At 62.2% G+C, this 25,881-nt stretch carries 26 protein-coding genes; 14 read left to right on the top strand and 12 right to left on the bottom strand.

All coding sequences use genetic code 11. The features are described from left to right. Window positions 1-122 precede the first annotated feature (122 nt). The 6 genes from msrQ to IEG05_RS15385 all read right to left on the bottom strand — a co-directional run bounded on the left by msrQ (window position 123) and on the right by IEG05_RS15385 (window position 6,102). Window positions 123-734 carry a protein-methionine-sulfoxide reductase heme-binding subunit MsrQ gene (gene msrQ / locus IEG05_RS15410; protein WP_191122349.1) on the bottom strand — a complete coding sequence of 204 codons (612 nt, stop codon included), beginning with the start codon at window positions 732-734 and terminating at the stop codon, window positions 123-125. After that, window positions 734-1,741, bottom strand: coding sequence for a protein-methionine-sulfoxide reductase catalytic subunit MsrP (gene msrP / locus IEG05_RS15405; protein ID WP_191122348.1), 1,008 nt, complete (start codon window positions 1,739-1,741; stop codon window positions 734-736). The genes msrQ and msrP overlap by 1 nt, the downstream gene beginning before the upstream one ends. Window positions 1,742-1,795: 54 nt before the next feature. Further along, complete coding sequence (gene pssA / locus IEG05_RS15400) at window positions 1,796-2,635, bottom strand: CDP-diacylglycerol--serine O-phosphatidyltransferase (RefSeq protein ID WP_014819285.1); 840 nt, start codon at window positions 2,633-2,635, stop codon at window positions 1,796-1,798. Between the two features lie 154 nt (window positions 2,636-2,789). Next, a complete protein-coding gene (gene ilvC / locus IEG05_RS15395; RefSeq protein WP_003303406.1) occupies window positions 2,790-3,806 on the bottom strand; it encodes a ketol-acid reductoisomerase in 1,017 nt (338 codons plus the stop codon). A gap of 77 nt (window positions 3,807-3,883) precedes the next feature. Continuing rightward, the gene (gene ilvN, locus IEG05_RS15390; protein WP_003279875.1) at window positions 3,884-4,375 is read right to left on the bottom strand and encodes an acetolactate synthase small subunit; all 492 of its coding nucleotides are present in this window, start codon (window positions 4,373-4,375) and stop codon (window positions 3,884-3,886) included. A gap of 2 nt (window positions 4,376-4,377) precedes the next feature. Beyond that, window positions 4,378-6,102 carry an acetolactate synthase 3 large subunit gene (locus IEG05_RS15385; RefSeq protein WP_046620370.1) on the bottom strand — a complete coding sequence of 575 codons (1,725 nt, stop codon included), beginning with the start codon at window positions 6,100-6,102 and terminating at the stop codon, window positions 4,378-4,380. A gap of 407 nt (window positions 6,103-6,509) precedes the next feature. Here IEG05_RS15385 and IEG05_RS15380 point away from each other — a divergent pair, with 407 nt between their 5' ends. Beyond that, window positions 6,510-6,941: a DUF4124 domain-containing protein gene (locus IEG05_RS15380; protein WP_046620359.1), complete on the top strand. Its 432-nt coding sequence runs from the start codon at window positions 6,510-6,512 to the stop codon at window positions 6,939-6,941. Window positions 6,942-6,982: 41 nt separating this feature from the next. Here IEG05_RS15380 and IEG05_RS15375 read toward each other — a convergent pair whose 3' ends face one another. The 3 genes from IEG05_RS15375 to mrcB all read right to left on the bottom strand — a co-directional run bounded on the left by IEG05_RS15375 (window position 6,983) and on the right by mrcB (window position 10,401). After that, window positions 6,983-7,309 carry a YqcC family protein gene (locus tag IEG05_RS15375; protein ID WP_046620358.1) on the bottom strand — a complete coding sequence of 109 codons (327 nt, stop codon included), beginning with the start codon at window positions 7,307-7,309 and terminating at the stop codon, window positions 6,983-6,985. Beyond that, the gene (locus IEG05_RS15370) at window positions 7,309-8,022 is read right to left on the bottom strand and encodes a tetratricopeptide repeat protein (RefSeq protein WP_080950589.1); all 714 of its coding nucleotides are present in this window, start codon (window positions 8,020-8,022) and stop codon (window positions 7,309-7,311) included. Before IEG05_RS15370 ends, IEG05_RS15375 begins: the two co-directional genes overlap by 1 nt. A 66-nt stretch (window positions 8,023-8,088) precedes the next feature. Continuing rightward, window positions 8,089-10,401: a penicillin-binding protein 1B gene (mrcB, locus tag IEG05_RS15365; protein ID WP_041016157.1), complete on the bottom strand. Its 2,313-nt coding sequence runs from the start codon at window positions 10,399-10,401 to the stop codon at window positions 8,089-8,091. A 159-nt stretch (window positions 10,402-10,560) separates the two neighbouring features. On the opposite strand from mrcB, the gene IEG05_RS15360 reads away from it, so the two are divergent. From IEG05_RS15360 to IEG05_RS15345, 4 genes are all read left to right on the top strand, one after another. After that, a complete protein-coding gene (locus tag IEG05_RS15360; RefSeq protein ID WP_191122347.1) occupies window positions 10,561-12,123 on the top strand; it encodes a bifunctional aminoglycoside phosphotransferase/ATP-binding protein in 1,563 nt (520 codons plus the stop codon). A gap of 73 nt (window positions 12,124-12,196) precedes the next feature. Further along, the gene (locus IEG05_RS15355) at window positions 12,197-12,982 is read left to right on the top strand and encodes a class I SAM-dependent methyltransferase (protein WP_191122346.1); all 786 of its coding nucleotides are present in this window, start codon (window positions 12,197-12,199) and stop codon (window positions 12,980-12,982) included. Between the two features lie 18 nt (window positions 12,983-13,000). Then, window positions 13,001-13,264, top strand: coding sequence for a TfoX/Sxy family protein (locus tag IEG05_RS15350; RefSeq protein WP_125859628.1), 264 nt, complete (start codon window positions 13,001-13,003; stop codon window positions 13,262-13,264). Between the two features lie 111 nt (window positions 13,265-13,375). After that, on the top strand, window positions 13,376-14,173 hold the full coding sequence (locus IEG05_RS15345) for a Crp/Fnr family transcriptional regulator (RefSeq protein WP_041016154.1): 798 nt from the start codon (window positions 13,376-13,378) through the stop codon (window positions 14,171-14,173). A gap of 197 nt (window positions 14,174-14,370) precedes the next feature. Here IEG05_RS15345 and IEG05_RS15340 read toward each other — a convergent pair whose 3' ends face one another. The 3 genes from IEG05_RS15340 to IEG05_RS15330 are packed head-to-tail and all read right to left on the bottom strand — an operon-like array spanning window position 14,371 to window position 17,080. Next, on the bottom strand, window positions 14,371-15,264 hold the full coding sequence (locus IEG05_RS15340) for a ChaN family lipoprotein (RefSeq protein ID WP_191122345.1): 894 nt from the start codon (window positions 15,262-15,264) through the stop codon (window positions 14,371-14,373). Window positions 15,265-15,275: 11 nt separating this feature from the next. Further along, window positions 15,276-16,043 carry a heme ABC transporter ATP-binding protein gene (locus tag IEG05_RS15335; protein WP_191122344.1) on the bottom strand — a complete coding sequence of 256 codons (768 nt, stop codon included), beginning with the start codon at window positions 16,041-16,043 and terminating at the stop codon, window positions 15,276-15,278. Then, a complete protein-coding gene (locus IEG05_RS15330) occupies window positions 16,043-17,080 on the bottom strand; it encodes a FecCD family ABC transporter permease (RefSeq protein WP_041016151.1) in 1,038 nt (345 codons plus the stop codon). The genes IEG05_RS15335 and IEG05_RS15330 overlap by 1 nt, the downstream gene beginning before the upstream one ends. 133 nt (window positions 17,081-17,213) lie before the next feature. Between IEG05_RS15330 and IEG05_RS15325 the strand changes: the two genes are divergently transcribed. The 9 genes from IEG05_RS15325 to fis all read left to right on the top strand — a co-directional run bounded on the left by IEG05_RS15325 (window position 17,214) and on the right by fis (window position 25,864). Next, window positions 17,214-17,549 (top strand): Rieske (2Fe-2S) protein, encoded by a 336-nt coding sequence (locus tag IEG05_RS15325; protein ID WP_014819272.1) that lies wholly within the window; start codon window positions 17,214-17,216, stop codon window positions 17,547-17,549. 31 nt (window positions 17,550-17,580) lie between these two features. After that, window positions 17,581-19,398 carry a protein-disulfide reductase DsbD gene (locus IEG05_RS15320; RefSeq protein ID WP_191122343.1) on the top strand — a complete coding sequence of 606 codons (1,818 nt, stop codon included), beginning with the start codon at window positions 17,581-17,583 and terminating at the stop codon, window positions 19,396-19,398. Window positions 19,399-19,607: 209 nt separating this feature from the next. After that, a complete protein-coding gene (aroQ, locus tag IEG05_RS15315) occupies window positions 19,608-20,051 on the top strand; it encodes a type II 3-dehydroquinate dehydratase (RefSeq protein ID WP_014819270.1) in 444 nt (147 codons plus the stop codon). Window positions 20,052-20,126: 75 nt separating this feature from the next. Next, window positions 20,127-20,585, top strand: coding sequence for an acetyl-CoA carboxylase biotin carboxyl carrier protein (gene accB / locus IEG05_RS15310; RefSeq protein WP_023446134.1), 459 nt, complete (start codon window positions 20,127-20,129; stop codon window positions 20,583-20,585). A 17-nt stretch (window positions 20,586-20,602) separates the two neighbouring features. Beyond that, window positions 20,603-21,952: an acetyl-CoA carboxylase biotin carboxylase subunit gene (accC, locus tag IEG05_RS15305; RefSeq protein WP_015275919.1), complete on the top strand. Its 1,350-nt coding sequence runs from the start codon at window positions 20,603-20,605 to the stop codon at window positions 21,950-21,952. Window positions 21,953-22,099: 147 nt separating this feature from the next. Next, the gene (prmA, locus tag IEG05_RS15300; protein WP_191122342.1) at window positions 22,100-22,981 is read left to right on the top strand and encodes a 50S ribosomal protein L11 methyltransferase; all 882 of its coding nucleotides are present in this window, start codon (window positions 22,100-22,102) and stop codon (window positions 22,979-22,981) included. 109 nt (window positions 22,982-23,090) lie between these two features. After that, the gene (locus tag IEG05_RS15295) at window positions 23,091-24,332 is read left to right on the top strand and encodes a DUF3426 domain-containing protein (RefSeq protein WP_191122341.1); all 1,242 of its coding nucleotides are present in this window, start codon (window positions 23,091-23,093) and stop codon (window positions 24,330-24,332) included. A gap of 201 nt (window positions 24,333-24,533) precedes the next feature. After that, complete coding sequence (dusB, locus tag IEG05_RS15290; protein WP_191122340.1) at window positions 24,534-25,547, top strand: tRNA dihydrouridine synthase DusB; 1,014 nt, start codon at window positions 24,534-24,536, stop codon at window positions 25,545-25,547. Beyond that, complete coding sequence (gene fis / locus IEG05_RS15285; protein ID WP_003293170.1) at window positions 25,544-25,864, top strand: DNA-binding transcriptional regulator Fis; 321 nt, start codon at window positions 25,544-25,546, stop codon at window positions 25,862-25,864. Before dusB ends, fis begins: the two co-directional genes overlap by 4 nt. Window positions 25,865-25,881 lie beyond the last annotated feature (17 nt).

The raw sequence follows: 25,881 nt of genomic DNA, 5'->3' as shown, positions 1-25,881 counted from the left end.
ATCCGTGCAACCCTTTTATTTCGCTAACCTTTTGATTTACAAGAGGTTTTGCTTAAGGACTGCGCCGGAAGTGGTGCGCATTATAGGAGCCTGAAAATCAACGTCAACCGTTTATTTCAGTTTTATTTACCCCTACCTTTTCGGCTGCGCACTGAAGCGAGAGTCTTAGTCACCGCTGGAACACGCAAGAAGAACAGCGCCATTGCAATACCCGCATAGAGAAACCAACGGGCCGCGTCCGCTCGAACGACCCAGAGCATATGCAGCAACGCAAGAATGACAATGAGATAAACCAATCTATGCACTTTCTTCCAGCGCTTACCAAGCCGGCGCATGCTCCACCGGGATGATGTCATCGCCAAGACGGTCAGTCCGACAAACCCTAGTCCACCGACCAGAACATAGGGGCGTTCGCGCAATTCCTCGCCCAAACGAGAAAACTCGCCACCCAATAAGAAGTATAGATAACCACTCAGGTGCAGCAGTGCATAGGTGAAACACCACAGTCCGAGCTGACGTCGGACGGCCAGCCAGCCACCCCATCCTGTCAGCCGTTGCATCGGAGTCATCGAAAGCGTCAGAAGCAGCAAAACCAGCGCACCCTCACCGAGATTATCGACCAGCACCTTGCCTGGGTCAGGACCAAGCGCGAACTGCCAGCCCAGATACAGCCAATACAACGGCAAGCTCGCGGCGCAGGCGAAAACCGCCGGCCGCCACACGGGGTAGCGCATCAATAGTCCTTACTGAGATCCATCGAGCTATATAACCCCGCGACTTGCTCCGCGTAGCCGTTGAACAGTTGGGTGTCCCGGAGGTTTGTGCTGAACAGGCTTCCTGGGAGCCGGCGCTCACGAGCTTGCGACCATCGCGGATGCGAAACCTTCGGGTTGACGTTGGCGTAGAACCCATATTCCTGCGGCGCCATCGACTGCCAGGTCGTAATCGGCTGCTCGCGCACGAAGCTGATGCGTACAATCGACTTGATGCTCTTGAAGCCGTACTTCCAAGGGACCACCAGCCTCAGCGGCGCCCCATTCTGGTTAGGTAGCGTACGGCCATACATCCCGACTGCAAGCAACGTTAGCGGATGCATGGCCTCATCCATTCGCAACCCTTCGACATAGGGCCAATCGATCAGCCCAAACCCGGAGCGGGTTCCGCGCATTTCCTCCGACCGGTACGCCGTTTCGAAACGAATGAACTTCGCAGAGGAATGCGGTTGGGCCTTGCGAATCAGATCGGCCAAAGGAAATCCCAGCCACGGAATGACCATTGACCAGGCTTCAACACAGCGAAGCCGATAGATGCGTTCCTGGAGCCGGCTTTCCGAGCACAGTTCCTCAAGAGCGTAACGCCCAGGCTGATCGACCTCACCGTCGATCAACACCGACCAAGGCTCCACTTTCAAAGTCGAAGCATGACGCGCCGGATCACCCTTGTTGGGGCCGAATTCGTAGAAGTTGTTGTACTGGGAAGCGTCCGCAAATGGCGTGATGGCTTCGCCGTCTGGGGCCACTGCTTGCCAACGGGCGCTGGCGAGCTTGTCGGCGAACCATTTCGGTGCTGGCGCCGATGTAACGCCAGGATAACGCTCGGAAGCTTTAGCGAGAGCAGGCAATCCGGCGGCAGCCCCCGAAAGCATCACCCCACCCAGAATCTGCCGACGGCTCAAGTAAGCAGCCTCGGTCGTTACCTCTGACTCACGGCACTCGCCGGAGGCGGGAATCTTGATAAGCATGGGTTGCTCCGCGTATTGACTCCGATGGAGCAATACGCGCAGCCGAGTTGAAAATCAACCCTCGACGCGCTTGCGGCGGCGCAACTGCATCAGGTACTGCACAGGACCGGACGCCGCATACGCCAGGAAGATCAACAGCAGAATGCGGGGCGGATCACTGAATACGACAGCGAACACGAGCACTACTATCAGGATAGCGACGAAAGGTACGCGCCCTTTCAAATCGAGATCCTTGAAGCTGTAGTACTTGATATTGCTGACCATCAACAAACCTGCGGCCGCGACCATCAGCGCGAACAGCATGACCAATATGAGCGGCAGATCGACTCCGCGAATACCAACCTCATCCAGTGCCCAGACAGCCCAGACCCAGCCGGCGACTACTCCCGCCGCAGCCGGGCTAGCCAGACCAATAAACCAGCGCTTGTCCACCTTACCGATCTGCGTATTGAAACGCGCCAGACGCAGAGCGGCGCAAGCGACATATATGAAGGCGACGGTGAGACCAACATTACCCAGTTCGGACAATGCCCACTCGTACGCCAGCACTGCGGGGGCCAGACCAAAGGCAACCATGTCCGACAGCGAATCGTACTCGGCACCAAATGCGCTTTGGGTATTGGTGAGACGAGCCACGCGCCCATCCAGACTATCGAGCACCATGGCGACGAACACCGTGGCGGCGGCCACGTAGAAGTTGCCGTTAATCGCGGTGATGATCGAAAAAAAACCAGCAAAAAGGTTGGCGGTGGTGAACAGGTTGGGCAGCAGATAGATGCCACGATGACGAACCTTGCGCCCATCAGGCTCTTGGGTCTCCTCGACATGCTCGTCGATCGGCAGAATGCTTTCTGGCTCGACTGGCTTGTTCGGCTCTTCGGGTTGTCCACTCATGCGCATTCACCTTCTACAACAGGTTACGGATAGATTTCGACCAGTCCTGGAGACTTGGGGTTCAGCCTGGCCAAAGCCGGGTTTTATACCAGAAGCCTGGCAGGCCGAACGAAAAAACGCGGCCGAAGCCGCGTTTTCTTGAGCAGTAGAACGATCAGTTCTTGCTCTTGTCGACGATCTTGTTCGCCGCGATCCAAGGCATCATTGCACGCAGCTTCTCGCCGACCACTTCGATACCGTGCGCCGCGTTGTTGCGACGGTAGGCAGTCATGGACGGATAGTTGGCAGCGCCCTCGGTGATGAACATCTTGGCGTACTCGCCGTCCTGAATGCGCTTCAGGGCATTACGCATGGCGGCGCGGGACTCGGCGTTGATCACCTCAGGGCCGGTCACGTACTCGCCGTACTCGGCGTTGTTGGAGATCGAGTAGTTCATGTTGGCGATGCCGCCTTCGAACATCAGATCGACGATCAACTTCAGCTCGTGCAGGCACTCGAAGTAGGCCATTTCCGGCGCGTAGCCAGCTTCGACCAGAGTTTCGAAGCCGGCCTTGACCAGCTCGACGCAACCGCCACAGAGAACAGCCTGCTCGCCGAACAGGTCGGTTTCGGTTTCGTCCTTGAAGGTGGTTTCGATGATGCCGGTACGGCCACCGCCGACACCACAGGCGTAGGACAGCGCGACGTTGCGGGCATTGCCGGAAGCGTCCTGGTAGATCGCGATCAGGTCAGGGATGCCGCCGCCCTTGACGAACTCGGAACGCACAGTGTGGCCCGGTGCCTTGGGAGCAATCATGATCACGTCCAGATCGGCACGGGGCACGACCTGGTTGTAATGGATCGAGAAGCCGTGGGCGAAGGCCAGAGTAGCGCCCTGCTTCAGGTTCGGCTCGATTTCGTCCTTGTACAGGCGGCCCTGGAACTCGTCCGGGGTCAGGATCATCACCAGGTCGGCAGCAGCAACAGCGGCCGGCACGTCGCTGACCTTCAGGCCATGGGCCTCGGCCTTGGCAATGGACGACGAGCCCGGGCGCAGGCCGACGGTGACGTCGACGCCGGAATCCTTCAGGTTGCACGCGTGCGCGTGGCCCTGGGAGCCGTAACCGATGATGGCGACCTTCTTGCCCTGAATGATGGAGAGGTCGCAGTCTTTATCGTAAGAAACCTTCATGAATTACCCCTGTTGCCGGCCTCGTGGACCATTCGATAAAACGTTACTGACTGGAGAGACGACGCGTCCGCCAGCCGTTAGATACTCAGCACCTTGTCACCGCGGGAAATCCCGGTGACGCCACTGCGCACAACCTCCAGGATCGAAGCAGTGCCAACGGCCTGGATGAAACTGTCCAGCTTGTCGCTGGTTCCGGCCAACTGAATCGTATAAACGCTGGTGGTCACGTCGACGATCTGCCCGCGGAAGATATCGGTGGTGCGCTTGACCTCGGCGCGCTGGGCACCGGTGGCCTTGACCTTGATCAGCATCAGTTCACGCTCGATATGGGCGCTCTCCGACAGGTCGACCAGCTTGACCACCTCAACCAGCTTGTTGAGGTTCTTGGTGATCTGCTCGATCACCTCCTCGTGGCCTACCGTGGTCAGCGTTAGACGCGACAGGGTCGGGTCTTCGGTCGGCGCCACGGTGAGGCTTTCGATGTTGTAGTTGCGTTGCGAAAACAGGCCGACCACACGAGACAGCGCACCCGGTTCGTTTTCCATCAGCAGGGAAATGATGTGTCTCATGATCAGGTCCGCTCCGTCTTGCTCAGCCACATGTCGCGCATCGCACCGTCTTTGATCTGCATCGGATAGACGTGCTCAGCGGTATCGACCGCGATATCCAGGAAGACCAGGCGATCCTTCATGGCGAACGCCTCTTCCATCATCGGCTTGAGGTCCTTGAGGTCGGTGATGCGCATTCCCACGTGACCATAAGCCTCGGCCAGCTTGACGAAGTCTGGCAGCGACTCCATGTAGGAGTGCGAATAGCGGCTGTTGTACACCATGTCCTGCCACTGTCGAACCATTCCCAGCGCACCGTTGTTGAGGTTGATGATCTTCACCGGCAGGTCGTACTGCAGGCAGGTGGACAGCTCCTGGATGTTCATCTGGATGCTGCCCTCACCCGTCACCACCGCGACATCGGCTTCGGGGAAGTTCAGCTTCACGCCCATGGCTGCAGGCAGACCAAAGCCCATGGTGCCGAGGCCGCCCGAGTTGAGCCAACGGTTGGGCTTGTCGAACTTGTAGTACTGGCAGGCGAACATCTGGTGTTGACCGACGTCCGAGGCTACATAGGCGTCGCCCTTGGTCACTTCGCAAAGCACCTCGATGGCGGCCTGAGGCTTGATGATCGAACCATCGCCCTTGTCGTAGGGGAACAGCCCGCGGTTGCCGCGCCACTCGTCGATCTGTTTCCACCAGCTGGCGACCGTCTCGGCATTCGGCGTCTGACCGATTTCCTTGACGATGGCGACCATCTCGGTCAGCACACTGTCGACCGGACCGACGATCGGAATGTCGGCCTTGATGGTCTTGGAGATAGACGCCGGGTCGATGTCGATATGGATGATCTTGGCGTTCGGGCAGAATTTCGCCGCACCATTGATGACGCGGTCATCGAAGCGCGCACCGACCGCCAGGATCACGTCGGAATGGTGCATGGCCAGGTTGGCGGTGTAGCTGCCGTGCATGCCGAGCATGCCGACGAACTGGCGGTCACCGCCCGGATAGCAACCCAGGCCCATCAGGGTGTTGGTCACCGGCAGGTTGAGCATCTTCGCCAGCTCGGTCAATTGCGCCGAGGCCTTGCCCAGGATCACGCCGCCACCGGCGTAGATGATGGGCCGCTTGGCTCCCAGCAGCAGTTCCGCCGCTTTGCGAATCTGGCCCGAATGTCCACGCACGGCCGGACTGTACGAACGCAGCTTGGCCTTCTTCGGATAGACGTACTCGAACTTATCGGCCGGGTTGGTCATGTCCTTCGGAATGTCGATGACAACCGGCCCTGGACGCCCGGATTCGGCGAGATAGAACGCCTTTTTCATCACTTCGGGGATTTCCGAAGGATGCTTGATCATGAAGCTGTGCTTCACGATGGGCCGGGAGATACCGATCATGTCGGTTTCCTGGAAGGCATCGGTGCCGACCATGGTGCTGGGCACCTGACCGGAGATGACCACCATCGGGATCGAGTCCATGAAGGCGGTGGCGATACCGGTGATGGCGTTGGTCGCCCCAGGACCGGAGGTCACCAGCACCACGCCGGCCTTGCCGGTCGCGCGCGCATAGCCATCGGCCATGTGCGTGGCGGCCTGCTCGTGACGAACCAGGATGTGTTCGATGGCCTTTTCCTTGAAAAGCGCATCGTAGATATGCAGAACGGCACCGCCCGGGTACCCGTAGATGTACTTAACGCCTTCGTCACGCAGGGAGCGGACGACCATTTCAGCGCCGGATAAGAGTTCCACGTTGTTCACCTCTGAAACGCCAGATAGCGATTCCAAGTCGGAGCCGCCAGAAATAGGTTTACTGCCAGCAGGGCATGAGCGACGGTGGTCGCCGACTACGTCAGCCACTGACTGAGCCAGTATTGGAAGAGACCCTGGTGTCGCGGGCTCTCCACCCAGCGCGAGGTAACGCGTTGCGGGTGATGCAGGTCGGCGCGGGTAGCACCTCATGTCTGTCTAGACTGAGCCGGTATCGCTTGCGGCGAGGCGACTCAGGACAGCAAGCCTCGAATTGTTCGGATTCAGCACCAGCAAGTCAAGCTCGCCGTTGTGTTTGGGCAGCGTTGAGCTGTGACAGGGTGCAGAAGCGGCGCTCTGGCTTTTGGGTATAGTGACTGCCGGTTTCCGATTCCAATGAAGGTAACGACATGCGATTCATGTTTCTTGCGGGCGGCTTGGTACTGGCGCTTTGCGGCAACGTCATGGCCGCCCAGGTATACAAGTGGGTAGACGCCCAGGGGGTCACGCACTTCGGCGCGCAACCGCCGCAAGGGCAGCAGGTGGAAACCGTCAACACCGTTACCGCGCCGGCAAAATCGACCACGATGCCAGCCCCCGTCGTCGAGGACGAAACCGAGGTTGACCAGCAGAGCATCGATCGCAAGGTGAAGCGCCAGGTCGCAGAGCAAGAGGCCGAACGCAAGCGCTATTGCGAGACGATGCGCACCAACCTCGCGCAACTGCAGAACAATCCGCGGGTACGTGTCGAAGAGAAGGGTGAAACCCGGAGAATCACCGAAGAGGAACGGCAGGCAAAGATCGCAGAAACACGCAGCAAGATCGCCGAAAACTGCAACTGATTCCGGGTTCCAGGCATTGCGCTAGCGGCGCGCCAAGCCGCTCAGCGCGAAGGCGCCTCGATCAACGCATCGAAAGCACGCAGCGCCTCGAGCAGACTGACTACCCGCGCCTCCCGATAGACCAGCTCTGCCATCGCACAGATGCCCGACGCCTGCGGCAGAGGATGATCCGCCTCGACAATCGCCTTCATCCGCGGCAGGAATATCCACTGCAGCCATTGCTCGAAGCGCAGCGTATCCACGCAAAACGGCTCGACGCTAGCCAGATCCTCCGGCGCCGGCGGCTCGACGCTCCACATGTCAAGCGTGCGCAGCTCGCGCTCGATCAAAAGCAGCTGCTGCGCGACTGCCGGAAGGCGCGGTTCCATCACAGATTGACCTTGGCTCGTTCACGAGCCTGCGCGGCACCGGCACTGTCGCCCCGCCGCTCACGTGCCTGCGCAATCAACTCCCAGAGGCTGGCCTGCAGCGCCGGGCGCCCGCTGGCATAGCTCAATGCGCGGCGCGACAGCTGCTCCGCCTGAGTGGCATCCCCCTGCGCCAAGCGGACCTGGGCCAGACGATAAAGGACCTGCGGCTCGCGCGGCGCAATACGCTGCGCACGTTCGAGACTGGAAGCCGCACCATTCAGGTCACCACCGCCCTGCTGCTGTTGAGCCGTAGTCAACAGCGCGAGCACAGGGCCATCCAGCTGCTCGTCGGCGGCCAGGCCGCTGCTGCTGCCGGATGACGGGATACCGGTGGGCATGCTCGGTTGCTGCTGCGTGCTGGCCGGCGCCGAGATTGACGGTGCCGGCTGCCACGCAGGCTGATCTCCGCCTGTCGTTCCACTCGACCCGGCAAAGGGCGCATCTGGCGCGGCGAACGTCTCAAGCGGTGCAGAGCTGCCTTGCGGCACCATCACCACCACCCCAGAATCCTCCTGCTGCTGCCTTGGCGTCGCGACCGCGGCTGGCGCGCGGTATCCCTGGCGAGCCGCCACCTCCTCGGAAACGGGAGCGCCTGAGTCCACCACGGGGATCGAACCACGATCCACTGTCGCGCACCCCTGTACCAGCGTCACCGCTGCAACAACGGCCATCCACTGCTTGTTCACCAATTCAGACCTCTCAACGTAGAACCACGAAGCACGCGACCTCTGCGGCAGTTACTCCAACCAGCCACGCACCCAATCCATGACCGACTCCGCCGGCGCCTGAATGCCGCAGCCAGGTCCGGGGGCCGGTTCGCTGCCGCGAATATAGGGCATCTGCACCGCATCGGGGCAACGCTCATCCGTACCCAGGCCGCTTCGCGCGTCCACCCAGGCATATGTCACGTTGTCCGGCACTGGCATCTGTAGAGGCAGCGGATCGGCCCGCCGCATGAAATCGCTCCACACCTGCAGCGCGCCGGTCGCCCCAGTCAGCGAAGTTTTGCCATTGTCATCACGGCCCAACCAGACCACTGCCAGCAGATCCTGGCTGAAGCCTGCGAACCAGCTGTCACGCGAGTCGTTGGTGGTACCGGTCTTGCCAGCGAGATTCAGCGACTGCGGCAGACGGTTGTAGGCAGAACGACCCGTTCCTTCGCGCATGGCACGCTGCATGGCGTACTGAGTCAGGTAGATGGCACCCGGATCGAAGCGCTGCTGAATCTGGAACGGATACCGCTTGAGTGGCTCACCGTCTGCGGTCAGCACGCTGCGAATGCCGCGCAACGGAGTGTTGAAGCCACCGTTGGCCAGGGTCTGATACATATCGGCAACTTCGATCGGCCGCAAACCGCCCGCTCCGAGCAGCATCGACGGATACGCTGGCCACTGTGGCGATGCACCCAGCCGCTCAAGCGTCTTCAGTACATTCGGCACACCCAGGTCGAGCCCAAGCCGCGCCGTGGACAGGTTGTAGGAATTGGCGAGTGCCTGATACAGGTAAACCGTGCCATAAGCCTGACGCCCATAGTTCTGCGGCTTCCAGATCTGCCCATCGGCGCCCTTGACCGAGAAGGGCTCGTCTTCGAGCAGACTGGTCAGCGTGTACTGGCTGGGCTTTTCCAGCGCAGCCAGGTAGATGGCCGGCTTGATCAGCGAGCCGATCGGCCGTGACGCATCGAGCGCGCGATTGAACCCCGCGAAACCCGGCTGGCGACTACCGAGCAGGGCCTGAATTTCACCGGTCTCAGGATTGGTCACGATCATTGCACCTTCGACGCCTTCGGTGCTCTTGCCGAGACGCTTGAGGGTTTCGCTCATGGCCTGCTCGGCCTTGAGCTGGATCACCGGATCGAAACTGGTGAAGACACGCAGACCTTCTTCGGTGAGGTCCTCGTCCCGATAGTCCTCACGCAGCTGACGCTTGACCAGGTCGAGGAAGGCCGGATAGGAGCTGTCGGCCATGCTGCCACGCTGGGTCACGCCCAGCGGTGCCTGCTTGGCTTTTGCTATGTCCTCGGCGCTGACCGCCTGCTGCTCGGCGAGCAGGTCGAGAACCAGGTTGCGCCGCTCCAACGCCCGCTCGGGATTGCGTCGAGGGTTGTAGTAGGTAGGCCCTTTCACCATGCCGACCAGCAATGCCACCTGCGGCAACTTCAACTCGGCCAGCGGCTGGCCGAAGAAGTACTGGCTCGCCAGACCGAAGCCGTGAATGGCACGGCGACCGTCCTGACCGAGAAACACTTCGTTCAGGTAGGCTTCGAGAATGTCTTCCTTGTCGTAGTGCAGCTCCAGCAGCACCGCCATCATCGCCTCGGTGGCCTTACGGCTAAGGCTGCGCTCGTTGGTCAGGTAGAAGTTCTTCACCAGCTGCTGGGTCAGCGTACTGCCCCCTTGGCGAACCTGGCCTGCAGTCAGGTTGACCCAGACGGCGCGGGCAATGGACTTGGGCGATACACCGAAGTGATTGAAGAACTCCCGATCCTCCACGGCGACCAGCGTTTCCACCAGATACGGCGGCACCTGATCGAGCTTGATCAGGATGCGATCCTCGTTGTGCGCGGGGTACAGCCCACCGATCAACACCGGCTCCAGCCGCGCTACCGGCAGCGAGCCGCCATTGGCAGCGCTGAGACCGGCGACGAAATCGCCGGAGAAGCGTACTCGCAGCCGCTGCGACTGTTCGGCACCTTCGTAGAACTGGAAGCCACGGGTGTGCAGTTCGATGTCATTACCAGCCACAGACGCGCCACCCGGACCGCTGACAGCCTTTTCGCGGCGATAGCCCAACGCATCCAGCTCGGCGAGAAAATCGGTCTTATCGAGCTTCTGCCCGACGAACAACTCCAGCGGTCGTGCATAGACCTTGGCCGGAATCGTCCAGCGTTTGCCGGAGAATTTCTCCTGCACCACGGCATCGAGGTAAATGGCGAAACCGGCCAGGATCACCAGGCCGACAATGGACAGTTTGACCGCCCAGCCCAACCAGGGGCGAGCGCCAGCGGAGCGGCGTCTGGAGCGTGTACGGGGGGAGCGAGATTTAGTCATGGCGGCGCATTATACGCACTTTGCAGGCGCGGACCGACGGCCTCTCAGCGGTTTGCAGCGCAACGCACAGCGGCCATAATGCCTGCGACTTTTCGACTGTGTGGACTGCTTCGCAGTGGACTCGCACGCCCCGTTCAAGAACTTCAACAAGGAATGACCGTGAGCCAAGCACTGATCGCCGCCCTGCAGAATCCTGCCCTGTACCCGCATCCCAGCGAGGGCTTTCGGGTAATCGAGACCCACATTTCCTGGGTCATCCTCACCGGCACCTATGCCTACAAGATCAAGAAGCCAGTGGACTTCGGCTTTCTCAACTTCACCGACCTCGCCTCACGCAAGCATTTCTGCGAAGAAGAGTTACGGCTCAACCAGCGCATGGCGCCGGATCTGTATCTCGAAGTCGTTCCCATCAGCGGATCGCCGGATGCACCCGAGATCGATGGTACAGGCGAGCCCTTCGAATATGCGCTGAAGATGCGCGAGTTCCCACAAACCCAGCTACTGGCCGAACTGCAGGCGCGCGGCGAGTTGACGGACGCGCACATTGACGCCCTGGCCGAGCAGATCGCCCACTTCCACCAGGGCACCCCGCAGGTGCCTGCCGGTCATGCACTGAGCAGTGCCGATGCGATCGTTGCGCCGATGCGGCAGAACTTCGAACAGATTCGCCCGTTGCTCAGCGAAGCCGAGGATCTCCGCCAGCTGGATGCGCTCGAGGAATGGACCGAAACCAGTATCGAGCGCCTGCGTCCGCTGCTCGACCAGCGCTGCCAGGAAGGTTTCGTCCGCGAATGTCACGGCGATCTTCACCTGGGCAATGCCACATTGATCGATGGCAAGGTGGTGCTGTTCGACTGCATCGAGTTCAACGAGCCGTTTCGCCTGATCGATACCGCATCCGACGCAGCCTTCCTGGCCATGGACCTCGAGGATCGTGGCCTGAAGTGCCAGGCGCGCAGGTTCATCAATGGCTGGCTGGAGCACACCGGCGACTACGCAGCGCTGGCGCTGCTGAATCTGTACAAGGCCTATCGCGCACTGGTCCGCGCCAAGGTCAGCCTGTTCCGTCTGTATCAGGAGCAGGACGCGGTGCAACGCAAGGTGATCGTACGGCAGTACCGCAGCTACGCGAATCTGGCCGAAAGCTACAGCGCCATTCCCTCGCGCTTCCTCGCCATCACCCACGGCGTGTCCGCCGTAGGCAAGAGCCACGTTGCGCTACGCCTGGTCGAGGCCCTTGGCGCGATACGCCTGCGCTCGGATATCGAACGCAAGCGCCTGCATGGCGAGCAGCCCGAAGCCCAGCAGGGCCACCTCGATGCCGGCATCTACAGCCAGCAGGCCAGCGATGAGACCTACAAGCGGCTGCACCAGCTGGCAACGACTGCGCTGCAGGCTGGCTTTTCCGTGGTGATCGACGCGGCATACCTGAAGCAGCAGCAGCGCCAGGATGCCTGGCAGGCGGCCGAGACCACTGGTGTGCCCTTCCTGATACTCGACTGCCAGGCGCCGGATGCGGTGATCGCGCAGTGGCTGGCGCAACGCCAGGCCGAGGGGCTTGATCCATCCGACGCGACCATGGAGGTAGTGCATGCTCAGCAGGCCAGCCGCGAGGCGCTGAACGAGAGCGAGCGACTGCATAGCCGTCGGGTCGACACCCAGGACGCCGGCAGCCTCGACGAGCTGGTCGCCAGCATCCGTCAGCACCTGCCCGGCCTCTGACCGCCAGGCACCGCCGCCAGCAGAGTGCGGCGGTGCTTCTATACTCCCGGTATTCCAATCGTGGAACACCGCTATGTCTGCCAGCGAATCACCCGCGCCAAAGCCGACCAGTGACAGCATCCAGCTGTTCTCCAGCCGGTCCACTGACTACGCACGCTTCCGCCCGACCTACCCCGAGGCACTGTTCAACTGGCTCGCCAGCCAATGCGCGGCCACCGACACCGCGCTCGACCTTGCGGCCGGCAACGGGCAAGCGAGCATCCCGCTGACACGACACTTCCATCGGGTCCTGGCCTGCGACGCGAGCGCCGAACAGCTCGCGGCTGGCGACACCTGGTTAAACGTGCAGCGTTTCGTCGCCGATGCGGAGCATCTGCCATTGCGCAGCGGACAGCTCGATCTGCTGGTAGTCGCACAAGCCCTGCACTGGTTCGCCACGCCGGCATTCTTCAATCAGGCGCGGCGCGCACTGAAGCCGAACGGCCTGTTCTGCGCCTGGTGCTACAGTCTGCTGGAGATATCGGCCGCAGTGGACGCGATCATCCACAGGCTCTACTACGAAACACTCGCCGGTTGCTGGCCAGCTGGTCGCAGCAGCGTCGATGCCGGTTACCGCGATATCCAGCCTCCCTTTCCACGTATCGAACCGCCGCCCTTCGCCCTCGAAGCGCACTGGGATCTCCGCGAACTGATGGGCTATCTGCGCACCTGGTCTGCCGTGAAGCAATGGCAGCAGCGGCATGGTCGCGACCCCATCACATCAATCGAGCCCCAATTGACGTCTGCATGGGGCCAGGCAGGTCAGCGGAGGCTTATCCGCTGGCCGCTACACTTTCTGACAGGCTTCCCCAACCGCTAGCACCGCAAGGACGCCGCCATGCACGACGAACTGCTTTCGCTCCGCAATCTCGGCAAGACCTCGGTGCAATGGCTGCATGCATCGGGAATCCACACCGCTGCGGACCTCCGACGATTGGGCGCGGTGAGCTCCTATCGCGCTGTGAAGGCACGCGGCTTCGGGGCCTCGAAGGTTCTGCTGTATGCCATCGAGGGGGCGTTGAGAGATGTCCCGTGGCAGCAGCTGCCGGTCCCGCTGAAGGAAGAGCTGAATCGGAATCTGGGCGCCGATCGCGACAACTAGAGCTAGCTCACAACCTCTGCTCGGCGAGATTTACTCAGGCCCTCGCCCGAGCCTATTGTGCGCCGACGTGACCCTGCCAATCGTCTGCCCGTTCGTTCAAGGATTACCGACATGTATTTACTCGGGGAGCAACCGGCCTACGCCGATCGCCTGATCAACCGCCTGCAAACCATCCCCACCCAATTGCTCGAAGGCTTGCAGCCCTCAGGCCCCAACCTTGAACTCAAGCACACCGACGATCTGTGCGCCGAGCTGCCGGCACAGCAACTTTTCATCATCGAGACCGGGCTACTGCATGCGCTGATCGACGGCAAGGCGCTGTTCTATCTGCAGGAGGGCGACCTGGTTGGATTGCGCCAGTCGGGCGACCTGCCAGATTGCCGCTATTGCAGCGACGAACCCGTCAGCCTGATCCCCTACTCGCGCAACGCGGTGTTCCAGCACATCCACTCCGATGAGCACCGCCAGGAACTGTTCACCCAGTATCTGATTGGTCATACCGCCCTGCTCGGCGACGCCCTTGCGCGCCTGAAGCAACCGGAGATCCGCCCGGCTACCGGCTTCAAGCATTTCGCCGTCGGTGAAGAGCTGATCCGCCAAGGTGACGAGGCAGACAACGTGTTCATCATCATCGAAGGCCACGCCGAGGCGATCGTCGACGGCCAGAAGGTTGGCGACGTGCAGAAGGACGAGATCTTCGGCGCCATGGCGGTCTTCACCCGCGAGCGACGCAGCGCAACGGTGGTCGCCAGTGAGGCCTGCACGGTCATGGTCATTCCCAAGGAACAGTTCCTCGGACTGACACAGAGCAACCCCCGCATCGCTCACAGCCTCATTGAAAGCATGGCGCGGCGCATTGACCTGCTGAACAAGGAAGTCACTCATCTGCGGGTAAACGTTGCCGTTTGAGGCAGACCAGCCCAAAGAATATTTTTTACGAAAGCCTGTTGACGCAGAAATGAGAATTGTTATTATTATCGCAACTGATCGCGAGGTCAGCCGATAGCTGAAGGCTCAGGCAGTCGATCCTTCAGGTTATCTCCTCATCAGGCTAATCACGGTTTTGACCCGGCTCTGCCGGGTCTTTTTTTTGCCTGTAGAAAATGTCAGCCAGGTTGCTTGCCCGGTCGGCGCAGCTGTTCGCAATGATCCTGCTCCGGTTGCGCCGGGGTGTACCAGACATAGTCGGCCTGCGCAGCGGATACCGTCTCGCCCACTACAGCAAGCATCAACACCGCGACTGACTTCCCTGACAGATCCTCGATATGCAACGGCACGCCCAGGTCTCGACGGACATGGAACGCGCCGGCCAGCAGCATGGCTGGCTCGGCTGCGGCGAGCGTTCGCTCGGCCATGCGTCGATCACGCTGCTGCTGCACCGCCAGCATCGCCGGCAGCTGGGAGGCCGGCAGCATCCCGCAGTGAGAGACCTCGATCTGCGCCAGCAATGCCTCGCTTACCGCCGCGGCCGCAGATTTGCGCCCCTGCAATGACGGTGCGGCACGATAGATCGACATGATTTCGCCGCGCCCGAGATTGGCATGCAGCAATGGGTAAGGCTGCGCGAGCGCATGTGAAACCAGGGCTCCGTACTGAGCCCAATCCCAGCCCCTCTGCCAGCCCAGTGCCTCAGGAAGATCGGCTGGCACTCGCCCCTCAAGCACCTCGCGGCGCACCGCATCGACTAGCGCCTGCTGTTGGGGGTCGAGCATCTCCAGCAACAAGCTGCCCTGCGGACGTTCTTCAGCCAACGCCCGCAGCAACCAGAGCTGCAGCGCATGGTGATCCGGGTTGTCGTGCCGCTCGCCGACCAGTAGCCGATCCTGCGCCTGCAGCTCCGCTACCAGCTGCGCGGGCGTGAGTACCGCGTCACTGCGCAGATCGACGATCAGACCGAGCTCCGGATGCTCACGCCCTTCGGGGCTTTGCCACTCAGGTAGCGACGGTAGCGAATGGCATGCCGTCAGCAAACCCAGCACAAGCAACACAAGAATGCGCACGATGAACCTCCTCAACGGGCAATGATCAGCGGGTGACCGAGTTCCGGATGCCGCTGCACCAACACATCCAGACCGAATACCGCTCGCAGCGGCTCGGCTTGCAGCACTTCATCGGGTGGCCCTGCCACGATTGGCCGACCATCCTTTAGCAGCAGTAACCGATCGCAATAGCGCGCAGCCAGATTCAGATCGTGCAGGATCACCAGAGCGGCGGCGCCTTGCGCGGCGAAGGCCCTGACCGCCTTTAAAATGCTGTGCTGGTGCGCAGGATCGAGCATTGACGTAGGCTCGTCGAGCATCAGCACCTGCCCTGTCTCGCCCGGCCACAGCTGCGCCAGCACCCGAGCGAGATGCACACGCTGACGCTCACCTCCAGACAGTTCGAGGTAGCTGCGCGTCGCAAGGTGCCGCGCGTCCGCCGCAGCCATCGCTGCTGCAACGAAGGCGGCATCGGCTCCGCGCCCGGTGCGATGAGGCAGGCGCCCCATGGCCACCACATCCGCCACGCGGAAAGCGAAGCTGAGCGTCGAACTCTGCGGCAACACGGCCAGGCAACGCGCGCGTTCCATATCCGCCCAGTCGCCGAGCGGCCGCCCTTGGAGCAAGACCTGCCCCCTGGAAGGCCTGAGCTCGCCGGATAACGTCGCCAGCAGCGTGCTCTTGCCCGCACCGTTCGGGCCGAGCACACCGAAAACCTGCCCTGGGCGCAGCTCGAGGGAAACATCCTGCAGCGCCGTTATCGCGCCACGGCGCACGGTCAGATCGCGGCCCACCAGCATCAGAGGCGCTCCCGCAACAGCAGATAAAGGAAGAAAGGTGCGCCGAGCAACGCAGTGACAATGCCGATCGGCAGCTCCGCCGGCGCTATCACCAGCCGCGCGGCGACATCGGCAAGCAGCAGCAAGCTGCCGCCAGCAAGTGCCGAAGCTGGTAGCAGTAAGCGGTGATCGGGACCGACCAACAGGCGCATCAGGTGCGGAACCACCAATCCGATAAAGCCGATCAGACCGGTAGCAGCCACCGCTGCGCCGACACCCAGCGCCGTGCAGACCACCAGTTCACGCTTGATCCGCTCCACATCGAAACCGAGATGACGCGCTTCCGATTCGCCGAGCAACAACGCATTCAGGGCTTTCGCCCGCCGCGGCAGCCACAGTGCGACGGCGATGGTGATCAGCAGCAGCGGCCATAGCCGTGCATAACTGGCGCCGTTCAGACTGCCGAGATTCCAGAAGGTCAGCGAGCGCAACGTTCTGTCGTCGGCCAGATAGCTGAACAACCCAACCACCGCACCGGCCAGCGCGGTCAGCGCAATGCCGGCCAGCAGCATCGTGGCGACGTGGGTCTGCCCGTCGCGCCGGCCGAGTCGGTAAACCAGCAAGGTCACGCCCAGCCCGCCGACGAAGGCGAAGACCGACAGCAGGTAGGGCTCCCACCCCGCAGGCAACGCCGGAATTAATGTGCTACCGACTATGGCGATCGCCGCGCCCAGCGCAGCACCGCTGGAAACCCCGACCAGCCCTGGATCGGCCAGCGGGTTGCGAAACAGCCCCTGCATCGCCACCCCGCAAAGCGCCAGTACTGCCCCGGCGGCGCAGCCCAGCAAGGTCCGCGGCAGGCGGATCTGCGCAAGAATCAGCTCGGCCTGCTCGAGCCCGGACGCTTCGATCGGCACGCCTACCAAGCGCAGCGCCGCAGCCAGACTGTCGCCCAGCGCCAGGCTCAGCGGTCCCAGTGCCAGCGACAACCAGATCGCGACCAGCAACAACAAGCCGAGTACGAAGAACAGAAAGCGCGCAGGAACCGGACTACCCATCGGATTGCTTTGCCAAGCGGTATGTGCGGCGAAGGATAAGAGCCCGCCGCCGCAGCCGCCAGCCCGGCAAAAATTATCCGACTGCACTTCCTCGCCGGCTGCGGGATAATTCCAGCTTATGGTGGAGGACCCGATGATCAGATTGTGCGCGACATCCGAGCTTCTCGAAGGGCAGAGCCGCGGCTTCACGGTCGGGGAGCTGAAAGTGATCGCCGTTCGCCGGGATGGCCGGACATACCTGTACGAGAACCGTTGCCCACACCGCGGCGTTCCGCTGGAGTGGCGTCCCGACCAGTTCCTCGACGACAGTGGCAGCCTGCTGCAATGCGCCACTCACGGCGCGCTGTTTCTCATCGAATCCGGTGAGTGCGTGGCCGGCCCCTGCGACGGCCAGACGCTGCGCCAGCTGGATGCAGTCGAGGACAAGGACAGCATCTGGTTGCAAACTGATCGGCAGAGCGACAGTTGAGCACAGGCGCCGGGCGTCGGGCTTGGTTATCATGCCGCCACAGCTTTACCGTGAGATCGCCATGCTTCGCCTGCTGAGTCTGCTGCTCCTGCTATTCGTGCTTCCTGCCCACGCCGGCCTGTTCGACAACAAGCCCAGCGCCAGTTTTGGCGGTGCGCTGAACAACAGCAGCGATTTCCTGCCGGTACGCGAAGCCTTTCGACTGAGTCTCGTTGAAGCTAAGCCTGAACAGATCACCCTGCGTTTCGTCGCAGCGGAGGGCTACTACCTCTACCGTCATCGTTTTGCCTTCAAGACCGAGCAGTCAGGTGTCGTGATCGGTGAGCCGAAGCTGCCCGCCGGCGTGCCCAAGGTCGATGACTATTTCGGTGAGATCGAAGCCTATTACGGCATTGTCGATGTCGAGCTACCGCTGACGAACCCGGACAACCGCCCCTTCGTCCTGCAGGTCTCCTACCAGGGCTGTGCCGATAAAGGCCTGTGCTACCCCCCGGAAACCGAATCGCTCCCCATCGGCGACGTTGCCGGCGCCCCCAGCGGAGCGACCACCGAAGCGTCAGCCAGCCAGCAGGCCAGCGAACGCGACCTCTCCTGGCGCTCCATCGCGCTGTTCTTCCTCGCCGGTCTGGGCCTGACCTTCACCCCCTGCGTGCTGCCGATGCTGCCGATTCTCACCGGCGTCGTGCTGCGCGACCAGCCCGGCGGAATGCGCAGCTTCCTGCTGTCGCTGGCCTACGTACTGCCAATGGCTGGCGGCTTCGCCCTGCTCGGCGCGCTCATGGGCGTATTCGGAGCCGAGCTGAATCTGCAGGCGCGCCTGCAATCACCCTGGGTTCTTGTACCCTTCGCATTATTCTTCGTCGCCTTCGCCCTGGCCATGTTCGGGCTGTTCGAGCTGCGCCTACCACAGGCACTCAGCAGTCGACTCGACCGTCTTGCCGGCAACGCACGCGGCGGCTCGTTTACCGGAGCGGCGCTGCTCGGTGCCGTGTCCAGTCTGCTGGTATCGCCTTGTGTTTCCGCTCCGCTGGCCGGCGCACTGCTGTACATCAGTGCCAGCGGCGATGCGCTAGGCGGTGGCCTGAAGCTGTTCGCCCTGGGCCTGGGTATGGGCGCACCGCTGGTGCTGTTCGCCACCGGAGGTGGCGCGCTACTGCCCAAGAGCGGCCCATGGATGATCAGCGTGCGCAACGTATTCGGCGTACTGCTGCTTGCCGTCGCAGTCTGGATGCTCGAGCGCGTACTGCCCGGTCCGCTTGCTCTGGCGGCGTGGGGCCTGCTCGCGGCCGGCAGCGCCGTATTTCTCGGGACTCTGGAATTCACCAGCAAGACGCCCAGGCAGAAGCTCGCGCAGCTGATGGGACTGGTATTGCTGGTCTACGCGCTGGCCGCGTGGGTCGGGGCGCTACAGGGCGGCTCCGATCCACTTCGGCCGTTGCCAACCTCCGTGGCCGGATCAGCGCCGGGCAGCATGACCAGTGAAGGCTGGTACACCATTTCCACGCCGGCCGAGCTCGATACCCAACTGGCCGCCGCCCGCGCCGCCGGCCAACCGCTGATGCTCGATTGGTACGCCGACTGGTGCATCAGCTGCAAGGTGATCGAACGCGAGGTGTTCGCCAACCCGCAGGTGGCACCGCGGCTGACCGACTATCGTCTGATCCGCTTCGACATCACAGAAAGCAACGCCGCTCAACGCAGCCTGCTGGACCGCTACAAACTGTTCGGCCCCCCGGCCATCCTGTTCTTCGATCGGCGTGGCAATGAGATGTCCGAAGTGCGCGTAGTCGGCGAGATAGACGCTCCCGGTTTCAGCGAGCGACTGGATCGAGCGGCACCTCTGCTCTAGCTCACGCACGCATTTTCGCGGGATCGACCCACGACAAGCCGACGATCCTCTGCCCAATGAATCATTGCGGCAATCTTCAGACATAATGCGGGCATTTCCTTCGATCGCGACATGACTGGACAGTCATACCCTGCTTGGGGCATAGTTTTTCCCTTCTCGCGACCAGCCACCTCGACTGATCAGCGCATACAGAAAAACAAGGAATACCGATGGCCACGTTTCTGGTCCTCCACGGGCCGAATCTGAACATGCTCGGCACCCGCGAGCCGGGCGTCTACGGCGCAGTGACGCTGGCGCAGATCAATCAGGATCTGGAGCAGCGTGCCCGAGATCGCGGACATCATCTGCTGCATCTGCAATCCAACGCCGAGTACGAACTGATCGAGCGCATCCATGCCGCGCGCAGCGAAGGCGTCGATTTCATCCTGATCAATCCCGCGGCATTCACGCATACCAGCGTCGCATTACGTGACGCGTTGCTGGCCGTGAGCATCCCATTCATCGAAGTGCACCTGTCCAACGTGCACAAGCGTGAACCTTTCCGCCATCACTCCTACTTTTCCGATATCGCGGTGGGTGTGATCTGCGGCCTTGGCGCCAGCGGCTACCGACTGGCCTTGGAGGCCGCCCTGGAACAACTCGCTGCTTCCTGAGGGGCTCGTGCACATGCCGAGCCTTGAAGAAGCGAGCAGCAATGCCCTTTGAACTTACCTGGGAGTCAATGCTTCATGGATATTCGCAAAGTCAAAAAGCTGATCGAACTGCTGGAAGAGTCCGGTATCGACGAACTGGAGATCCACGAGGGTGAAGAGTCGGTACGCATCAGCCGCCACAGCAAGCAGGTAGCGATGCAGCAGCCGATCTACGCTCAGGCTCCGGCCGCACCGGCTCCTGCTCCGGTAGCTGCTGCCGCCCCGGCTGCCGACGCTGCCCCGGCCGCGCCCAAGCTGAACGGCAATGTGGTCCGCTCGCCGATGGTCGGCACCTTCTACCGTGCGTCCTCGCCGGAATCCAAGGCGTTCGTCGAAGTCGGTCAGAGCGTCAAGAAGGGCGACATCCTCTGCATCGTCGAAGCCATGAAGATGATGAACCACATCGAGGCCGAGATCAGCGGCACCATCGAATCCATCCTGGTGGAGAATGGTCAGCCGGTCGAATACGACCAGCCGCTGTTCACCATCGTTTGAACCGCGGAGAGCCAGCGATGTTGGAAAAAGTACTGATCGCCAACCGCGGCGAGATAGCCCTTCGAGTTCTGCGCGCATGCAAGGAACTGGGCATCAAGACCGTGGCTGTGCACTCCACTGCAGACCGTGACCTGATGCACGTGTCGCTGGCCGACGAGTCCGTCTGCATCGGCCCGGCCGCCTCTGCCAAGTCCTACCTGAGCATCCCGGCGCTGATCGCCGCTGCCGAAGTCACCGGCGCCGACGGCATCCATCCCGGCTACGGCTTCCTCGCCGAGAACGCCGACTTCGCCGAACAGGTGGAGAAGTCCGGGTTTACCTTCATCGGCCCAACCGCCGACGTCATTCGCCTTATGGGCGACAAGGTATCGGCCAAAGACGCGATGAAGCAGGCCGGCGTGCCGACCGTTCCGGGTTCTGACGGCCCACTGCCGGAAGACGAGAAGGAAGCGCTGCGCATCGCCCGCGAGGTGGGCTACCCGGTGATCATCAAGGCCGCCGGTGGCGGTGGTGGTCGCGGCATGCGCGTGGTGCACAAGGAAGAGGATCTGATCGCCTCGGCCAAGCTGACCCGCAATGAAGCCGGCGCAGCCTTCGGCAACCCGATGGTCTACCTCGAGAAATTCCTCACCAACCCACGCCACGTGGAAATCCAGGTGCTGGCCGACGGCCAGGGCAACGCCATCCACCTTGGCGACCGCGACTGCTCGCTGCAGCGCCGTCACCAGAAGGTGATCGAGGAAGCCCCAGCCCCGCTGATCGATGAAGAAGCCCGCCGCAAGGTCCAGGCCCGCTGCGTCAAGGCGTGCATCGACATCGGCTACCGCGGCGCCGGCACGTTCGAGTTTCTCTATGAAGACGGCAACTTCTACTTCATCGAGATGAACACTCGCGTACAGGTCGAGCATCCGGTTACCGAGATGGTCACCGGCATCGACATCGTCAAGGAGATGCTGCTGATCGGTGGTGGCCAGAAGCTGTCGATCAAGCAGGAAGATGTGGTCATCCGCGGCCATGCCGTGGAGTGCCGCATCAATGCCGAAGATCCGCGCACCTTCATGCCCAGCCCGGGCAAGGTGAAGCACTTCCACGCTCCAGGCGGCAACGGTGTGCGCGTCGACTCGCACCTGTACGACGGCTACTCGGTTCCACCGCACTACGACTCGCTGATCGGCAAGCTGATCACCTTCGGTGCCAACCGTGACGAAGCCATGGGCCGCATGCGCAACGCACTGGACGAGCTGATCGTCGACGGCATCAAGACCAACGCCCCGCTGCACCGCGATCTGGTGCGCGATCCCGGCTTCTGCAAGGGCGGCGTGAACATCCATTACCTGGAGAAGAAACTGGGTATGGACAAGCACTGAGCCCCGCTCGGCGCTGTACTACAGAGGCTGCCTTCGGGCGGCCTCTGTCGTTTCTGCGGCTCGGCACCAAACCGCCCACGCTGGCCGCAACACGCCGCCTCCAGTAAGCTTGCCGGCCTTTACCGCGACCCCACTCGAGAGGCTTCCATGTCCTGGCTGCAGATCCGACTCGCCATCACCCCCGATCAGGCCGAAGCGCTGGAAGACCAGCTGCTGGATCTGGGCGCGGTTTCCGTGACCTTCATGGACGCTGAGGATCAGCCGATCTTCGAGCCGGATCTCAACACCACTCCGCTGTGGTCGCACACGCACCTGTTGGCATTGTTCGAAGCCGACACCGACCCGGACTCCCTGCTCGCCCACCTGCAGCTGCTGCGCGGCGGCGAGCTGCCCGAGCACCAGGTCGAAGTGATCGAAGACCAGGACTGGGAGCGCAGCTGGATGGACAACTTCCAACCGATGCGCTTCGGCCGCCGCCTGTGGATCGTCCCCAGCTGGCACGCGGCGCCGGAGCCCGACGCGGTCAACCTGCTGCTGGATCCTGGCCTGGCGTTCGGTACCGGCACCCACCCCACTACCGCACTCTGTCTCGAGTGGCTGGATGCCCAGCCTCTGCAGGGCCAGTCCCTGCTGGATTTCGGCTGCGGCTCGGGCATCCTGGCGATCGCCGGCCTGTTGCTGGGCGCCGAGCATGCCGTCGGCACCGACATCGATACCCAGGCGCTGGACGCTTCACGCGACAACGCCGAGCGCAACGGCATCGCCGCAGAGCGTTTCGCGCTCCACCTGCCTGAACAGCTGCCGGAAAAGGCTGCCGACGTGGTGGTCGCCAACATTCTTGCTGGCCCGCTGGTTTCGCTGGCGCCGCGCATCACCGCACTGGTCAAGCCCGGCGGCCGCCTGGCACTGTCCGGCATCCTAGCCGAACAGGCCGAGGAGGTGCGCGCAGCCTACAGCGGTGCATTCGAGCTCGACCCAACCGCCGACAAAGATGGCTGGGTACGCATCAGCGGCGTCCGACGTGCCTGAGCAGCGCCTTGCGACCTCGCCCGCACACTTGCACAACAGGCTCCGCAGCCCCTGCCGCTGCGCGACTGGCATACGCTAGACTAGCCGGCACCTTCGCGCGGAAACACGCATGACCAGCTTCATCACCCAGTGCCCCAACTGCAGTACCCGCTTTCGCGTCGCCCGCAGCCAGTTACGCGCGGCCCGCGGCGCGGTGCGTTGCGGCGCTTGCATGGAAGTCTTCAACGCCGCCCATCATCTGCTGCGCGATGAGCAGGATCCGACGCAACCATTGACCACTCCGGTCGCCAAGCCGATCCAGGCGCAGGCAGAACCGCCCAAGACTACCACCCCGGCACCGGCCGCCAAGGCCGATGAAACGCTGTGGATTCACGATGACCTGGACCTAGACAGCCTCGACCTGGACGAAGAGCTGGCCAAACTGGAGCGGCAGGAGCGCGAATTGTCTCGCGACCTGCTCAGCCTCGAAGCCAACGGCGACGCGGCAACCAGGCCTCGCGATCCGCTACCGGAGATATCCTCCACGCAGGACGAAAGCTGGGCCGAGATCCTGCTGAGCGCCGAACAGGGCGTCACGCAGTCGCCGGCGAGCCCGAGCGATGAGGTGGTCAGCTTCACCCCGGTCACCTCGGAGTCTCCGCAACCGCTGAGCCCATTGGCAGCCAGTCCCACGCCGCTCGCGATCGCCGAGGCCCAGCAGGCGCACGACGAAAGGGTCGAACCTGAACTGGCAAGGCCATCGGCTTCCGAACAGCTCGCCCCTGCCGTAGATTCTGCAGCGACACGCCGCGAGCCCGACCTGCGCGACGAGCCGCTGTTCGAGCTCGACGATGAGCCACTGCAACTGGACTGGCAGGAAGCGAAGAAACCCTGGGGACGCTGGCTCGGCTGGAGCGTACTGAACCTGTTGGCACTGCTTGCGCTGGGTGCCCAGTACGTTGCCTACAACTACGATGAGCTGTCGAGGCAGCAGCAGTATCGCAGCTGGTTCGAGCGTATCTGCCCGACCGTTGGCTGCGAACTGCCGGCCCTGGTCGACATTGGCCAGATCAAGAGCAGCAACCTGGTGGTGCGCAGCCATCCCGAGTTCACCGGCGCGCTGGTCGTCGACGCGATCCTCTACAACCGCGCGGCCTTTGCACAGCCGTTTCCGCTTTTGGAAATCCGCTTTGCCGACCTCAACGGCAAACTGATCGCCAGCCGCAGCTTCAAGCCCAGCGAATATCTTTCTGGAGAACTGGCAGGACAGGCCCAGATGCCACCGCAGGTTCCCATCCATATCGCCCTGGATATCCTCGACCCGGGCGCAAAGGCAGTTAACTACAGCCTGAGTTTCCATTCGCCCAAATAGCGACGAGCTTGCAGTTCAGACTGCCGCCGCCGGCGCTCATCGCGCGAGCGGTGGGCGCGTCCAAACTCCCGGCGATAAGGCGACCACTGTTCAGAATTTGTTCAAAACAGCCTTTAACCCGTCATGCGTAGCGGGTATTATGCCCACCCTTTTTTGCAGTCCCGATCTACCTAACAAGCAGGCCCCAAGCAGGGAATCTTCATGTCAGCGGTACGCATCGGCCCTTACACCTTGACCAATCGATTGATCCTCGCGCCCATGGCCGGCGTGACCGATCAGCCGTTCCGCCAGTTGTGCCGCCGCTTCGGCGCGGCCCTGGTGGTCTCGGAAATGCTCACCAGCGATGTGCGTCTGTGGAACAGTCGCAAATCTCGTCTGCGCATTCCCCATGCGGACGAGCCCGAGCCCCGCTCCGTGCAAATCGCCGGTGGCGACCCGCAGATGCTGGCCGAGGCGGCGCAGCGCAATGTGGAGCTGGGGGCGCAGATCATCGACATCAACATGGGCTGCCCGGTGAAGAAGGTCTGCAACAAGGCCGCCGGCTCGGCGTTGATGCGTGACGAGAAGCTGGTCGCGGATATCCTCGAAGCCGTGGTCGGTGCCGTGACCGTTCCGGTGACGTTGAAGATTCGCACCGGCTGGGATCGGCAGAACAAGAACGGCCTGACCGTCGCGCGTATCGCCGAGCAATCGGGCATCGCAGCACTTGCCGTTCACGGCCGCACCCGCGCCGACCTGTACACCGGCGAAGCCGAGTACGACACCATCGCCGCCATCAAGCAGGCAGTGGCGATTCCGGTGTTCGCCAATGGCGATATCGATTCGCCGCACAAGGCGGCCCAGGTACTACAGGCAACCGGAGCGGACGGCCTGTTGATCGGACGTGCGGCGCAGGGTCGCCCGTGGATCTTTCGCGAAGTGGAGCATTATCTGCGCACCGGCGAGCTGCTCGCGGCGCCGACGCTGGACGAAGTTGAAAGCACCCTGCTGGAGCATGTGCAGGCGCTGCATGAATTCTATGGCGAGGTGATGGGAGTCCGTATCGCCCGCAAGCACGCGGGCTGGTATCTCGCAACACTGCCGGGCGCGCGGGACTTCCGCGCCCGTTTCAATCATCTGGAAGACAGGGATGCACAGGCCTTCAGCATTCAGCAGTTCTTTGCCGAACAACGCTCAGGGCCTGGCTCGGTGGATGGAACAGAGGTGGCCGCATGACGCTGTTGAATGAAACATTGGTAAGTGGAACAACATCCGTGAGTGACAACCTGAACCTCAAGCAGCACCTGAACACGCCGAGCGAAGCGGGGCAGACGCTGCGAGGCAGCGTCGAGAAAGCGCTGCACAACTATTTCGCCCGCCTCGAAGGTGCAGACGTCACGGACGTTTACAACCTCGTACTCTCCGAAGTGGAAGCGCCGTTGCTGGAAACCGTGATGCACTACGTCAAGGGTAACCAGACCAAGGCTTCCGAGCTGCTGGGCCTGAACCGCGGCACCCTGCGCAAGAAACTCAAACAGTACGACCTGCTCTGACGCGGCAGCTGGCAGGC

Source organism: Stutzerimonas kunmingensis, from assembly GCF_014764705.1.
GTDB lineage: Bacteria > Pseudomonadota > Gammaproteobacteria > Pseudomonadales > Pseudomonadaceae > Stutzerimonas.
Note: the sequence above shows the minus strand (reverse complement) of the source record. Positions and strands in the feature narration are given on the sequence as shown.

Bases quoted from the DNA above. Each gene is read 5' to 3' on its own strand.
- msrQ (WP_191122349.1), bottom strand. From the start codon at position 734: ATGCGCTACCCCGTGTGGCGGCCGGCGGTTTTCGCCTGCGCCGCGAGC.
- msrP (WP_191122348.1), bottom strand. From the start codon at position 1,741: ATGCTTATCAAGATTCCCGCCTCCGGCGAGTGCCGTGAGTCAGAGGTA.
- pssA (WP_014819285.1), bottom strand. From the start codon at position 2,635: ATGAGTGGACAACCCGAAGAGCCGAACAAGCCAGTCGAGCCAGAAAGC.
- ilvC (WP_003303406.1), bottom strand. From the start codon at position 3,806: ATGAAGGTTTCTTACGATAAAGACTGCGACCTCTCCATCATTCAGGGC.
- ilvN (WP_003279875.1), bottom strand. From the start codon at position 4,375: ATGAGACACATCATTTCCCTGCTGATGGAAAACGAACCGGGTGCGCTG.
- IEG05_RS15380 (WP_046620359.1), top strand. From the start codon at position 6,510: ATGCGATTCATGTTTCTTGCGGGCGGCTTGGTACTGGCGCTTTGCGGC.
- IEG05_RS15375 (WP_046620358.1), bottom strand. From the start codon at position 7,309: ATGGAACCGCGCCTTCCGGCAGTCGCGCAGCAGCTGCTTTTGATCGAG.
- IEG05_RS15370 (WP_080950589.1), bottom strand. From the start codon at position 8,022: ATGGCCGTTGTTGCAGCGGTGACGCTGGTACAGGGGTGCGCGACAGTG.
- mrcB (WP_041016157.1), bottom strand. From the start codon at position 10,401: ATGACTAAATCTCGCTCCCCCCGTACACGCTCCAGACGCCGCTCCGCT.
- IEG05_RS15355 (WP_191122346.1), top strand. From the start codon at position 12,197: ATGTCTGCCAGCGAATCACCCGCGCCAAAGCCGACCAGTGACAGCATC.
- IEG05_RS15350 (WP_125859628.1), top strand. From the start codon at position 13,001: ATGCACGACGAACTGCTTTCGCTCCGCAATCTCGGCAAGACCTCGGTG.
- IEG05_RS15345 (WP_041016154.1), top strand. From the start codon at position 13,376: ATGTATTTACTCGGGGAGCAACCGGCCTACGCCGATCGCCTGATCAAC.
- IEG05_RS15335 (WP_191122344.1), bottom strand. From the start codon at position 16,043: ATGCTGGTGGGCCGCGATCTGACCGTGCGCCGTGGCGCGATAACGGCG.
- IEG05_RS15330 (WP_041016151.1), bottom strand. From the start codon at position 17,080: ATGGGTAGTCCGGTTCCTGCGCGCTTTCTGTTCTTCGTACTCGGCTTG.
- IEG05_RS15325 (WP_014819272.1), top strand. From the start codon at position 17,214: ATGATCAGATTGTGCGCGACATCCGAGCTTCTCGAAGGGCAGAGCCGC.
- IEG05_RS15320 (WP_191122343.1), top strand. From the start codon at position 17,581: ATGCCGCCACAGCTTTACCGTGAGATCGCCATGCTTCGCCTGCTGAGT.
- aroQ (WP_014819270.1), top strand. From the start codon at position 19,608: ATGGCCACGTTTCTGGTCCTCCACGGGCCGAATCTGAACATGCTCGGC.
- accB (WP_023446134.1), top strand. From the start codon at position 20,127: ATGGATATTCGCAAAGTCAAAAAGCTGATCGAACTGCTGGAAGAGTCC.
- accC (WP_015275919.1), top strand. From the start codon at position 20,603: ATGTTGGAAAAAGTACTGATCGCCAACCGCGGCGAGATAGCCCTTCGA.
- prmA (WP_191122342.1), top strand. From the start codon at position 22,100: ATGTCCTGGCTGCAGATCCGACTCGCCATCACCCCCGATCAGGCCGAA.
- IEG05_RS15295 (WP_191122341.1), top strand. From the start codon at position 23,091: ATGACCAGCTTCATCACCCAGTGCCCCAACTGCAGTACCCGCTTTCGC.
- dusB (WP_191122340.1), top strand. From the start codon at position 24,534: ATGTCAGCGGTACGCATCGGCCCTTACACCTTGACCAATCGATTGATC.
- fis (WP_003293170.1), top strand. From the start codon at position 25,544: ATGACGCTGTTGAATGAAACATTGGTAAGTGGAACAACATCCGTGAGT.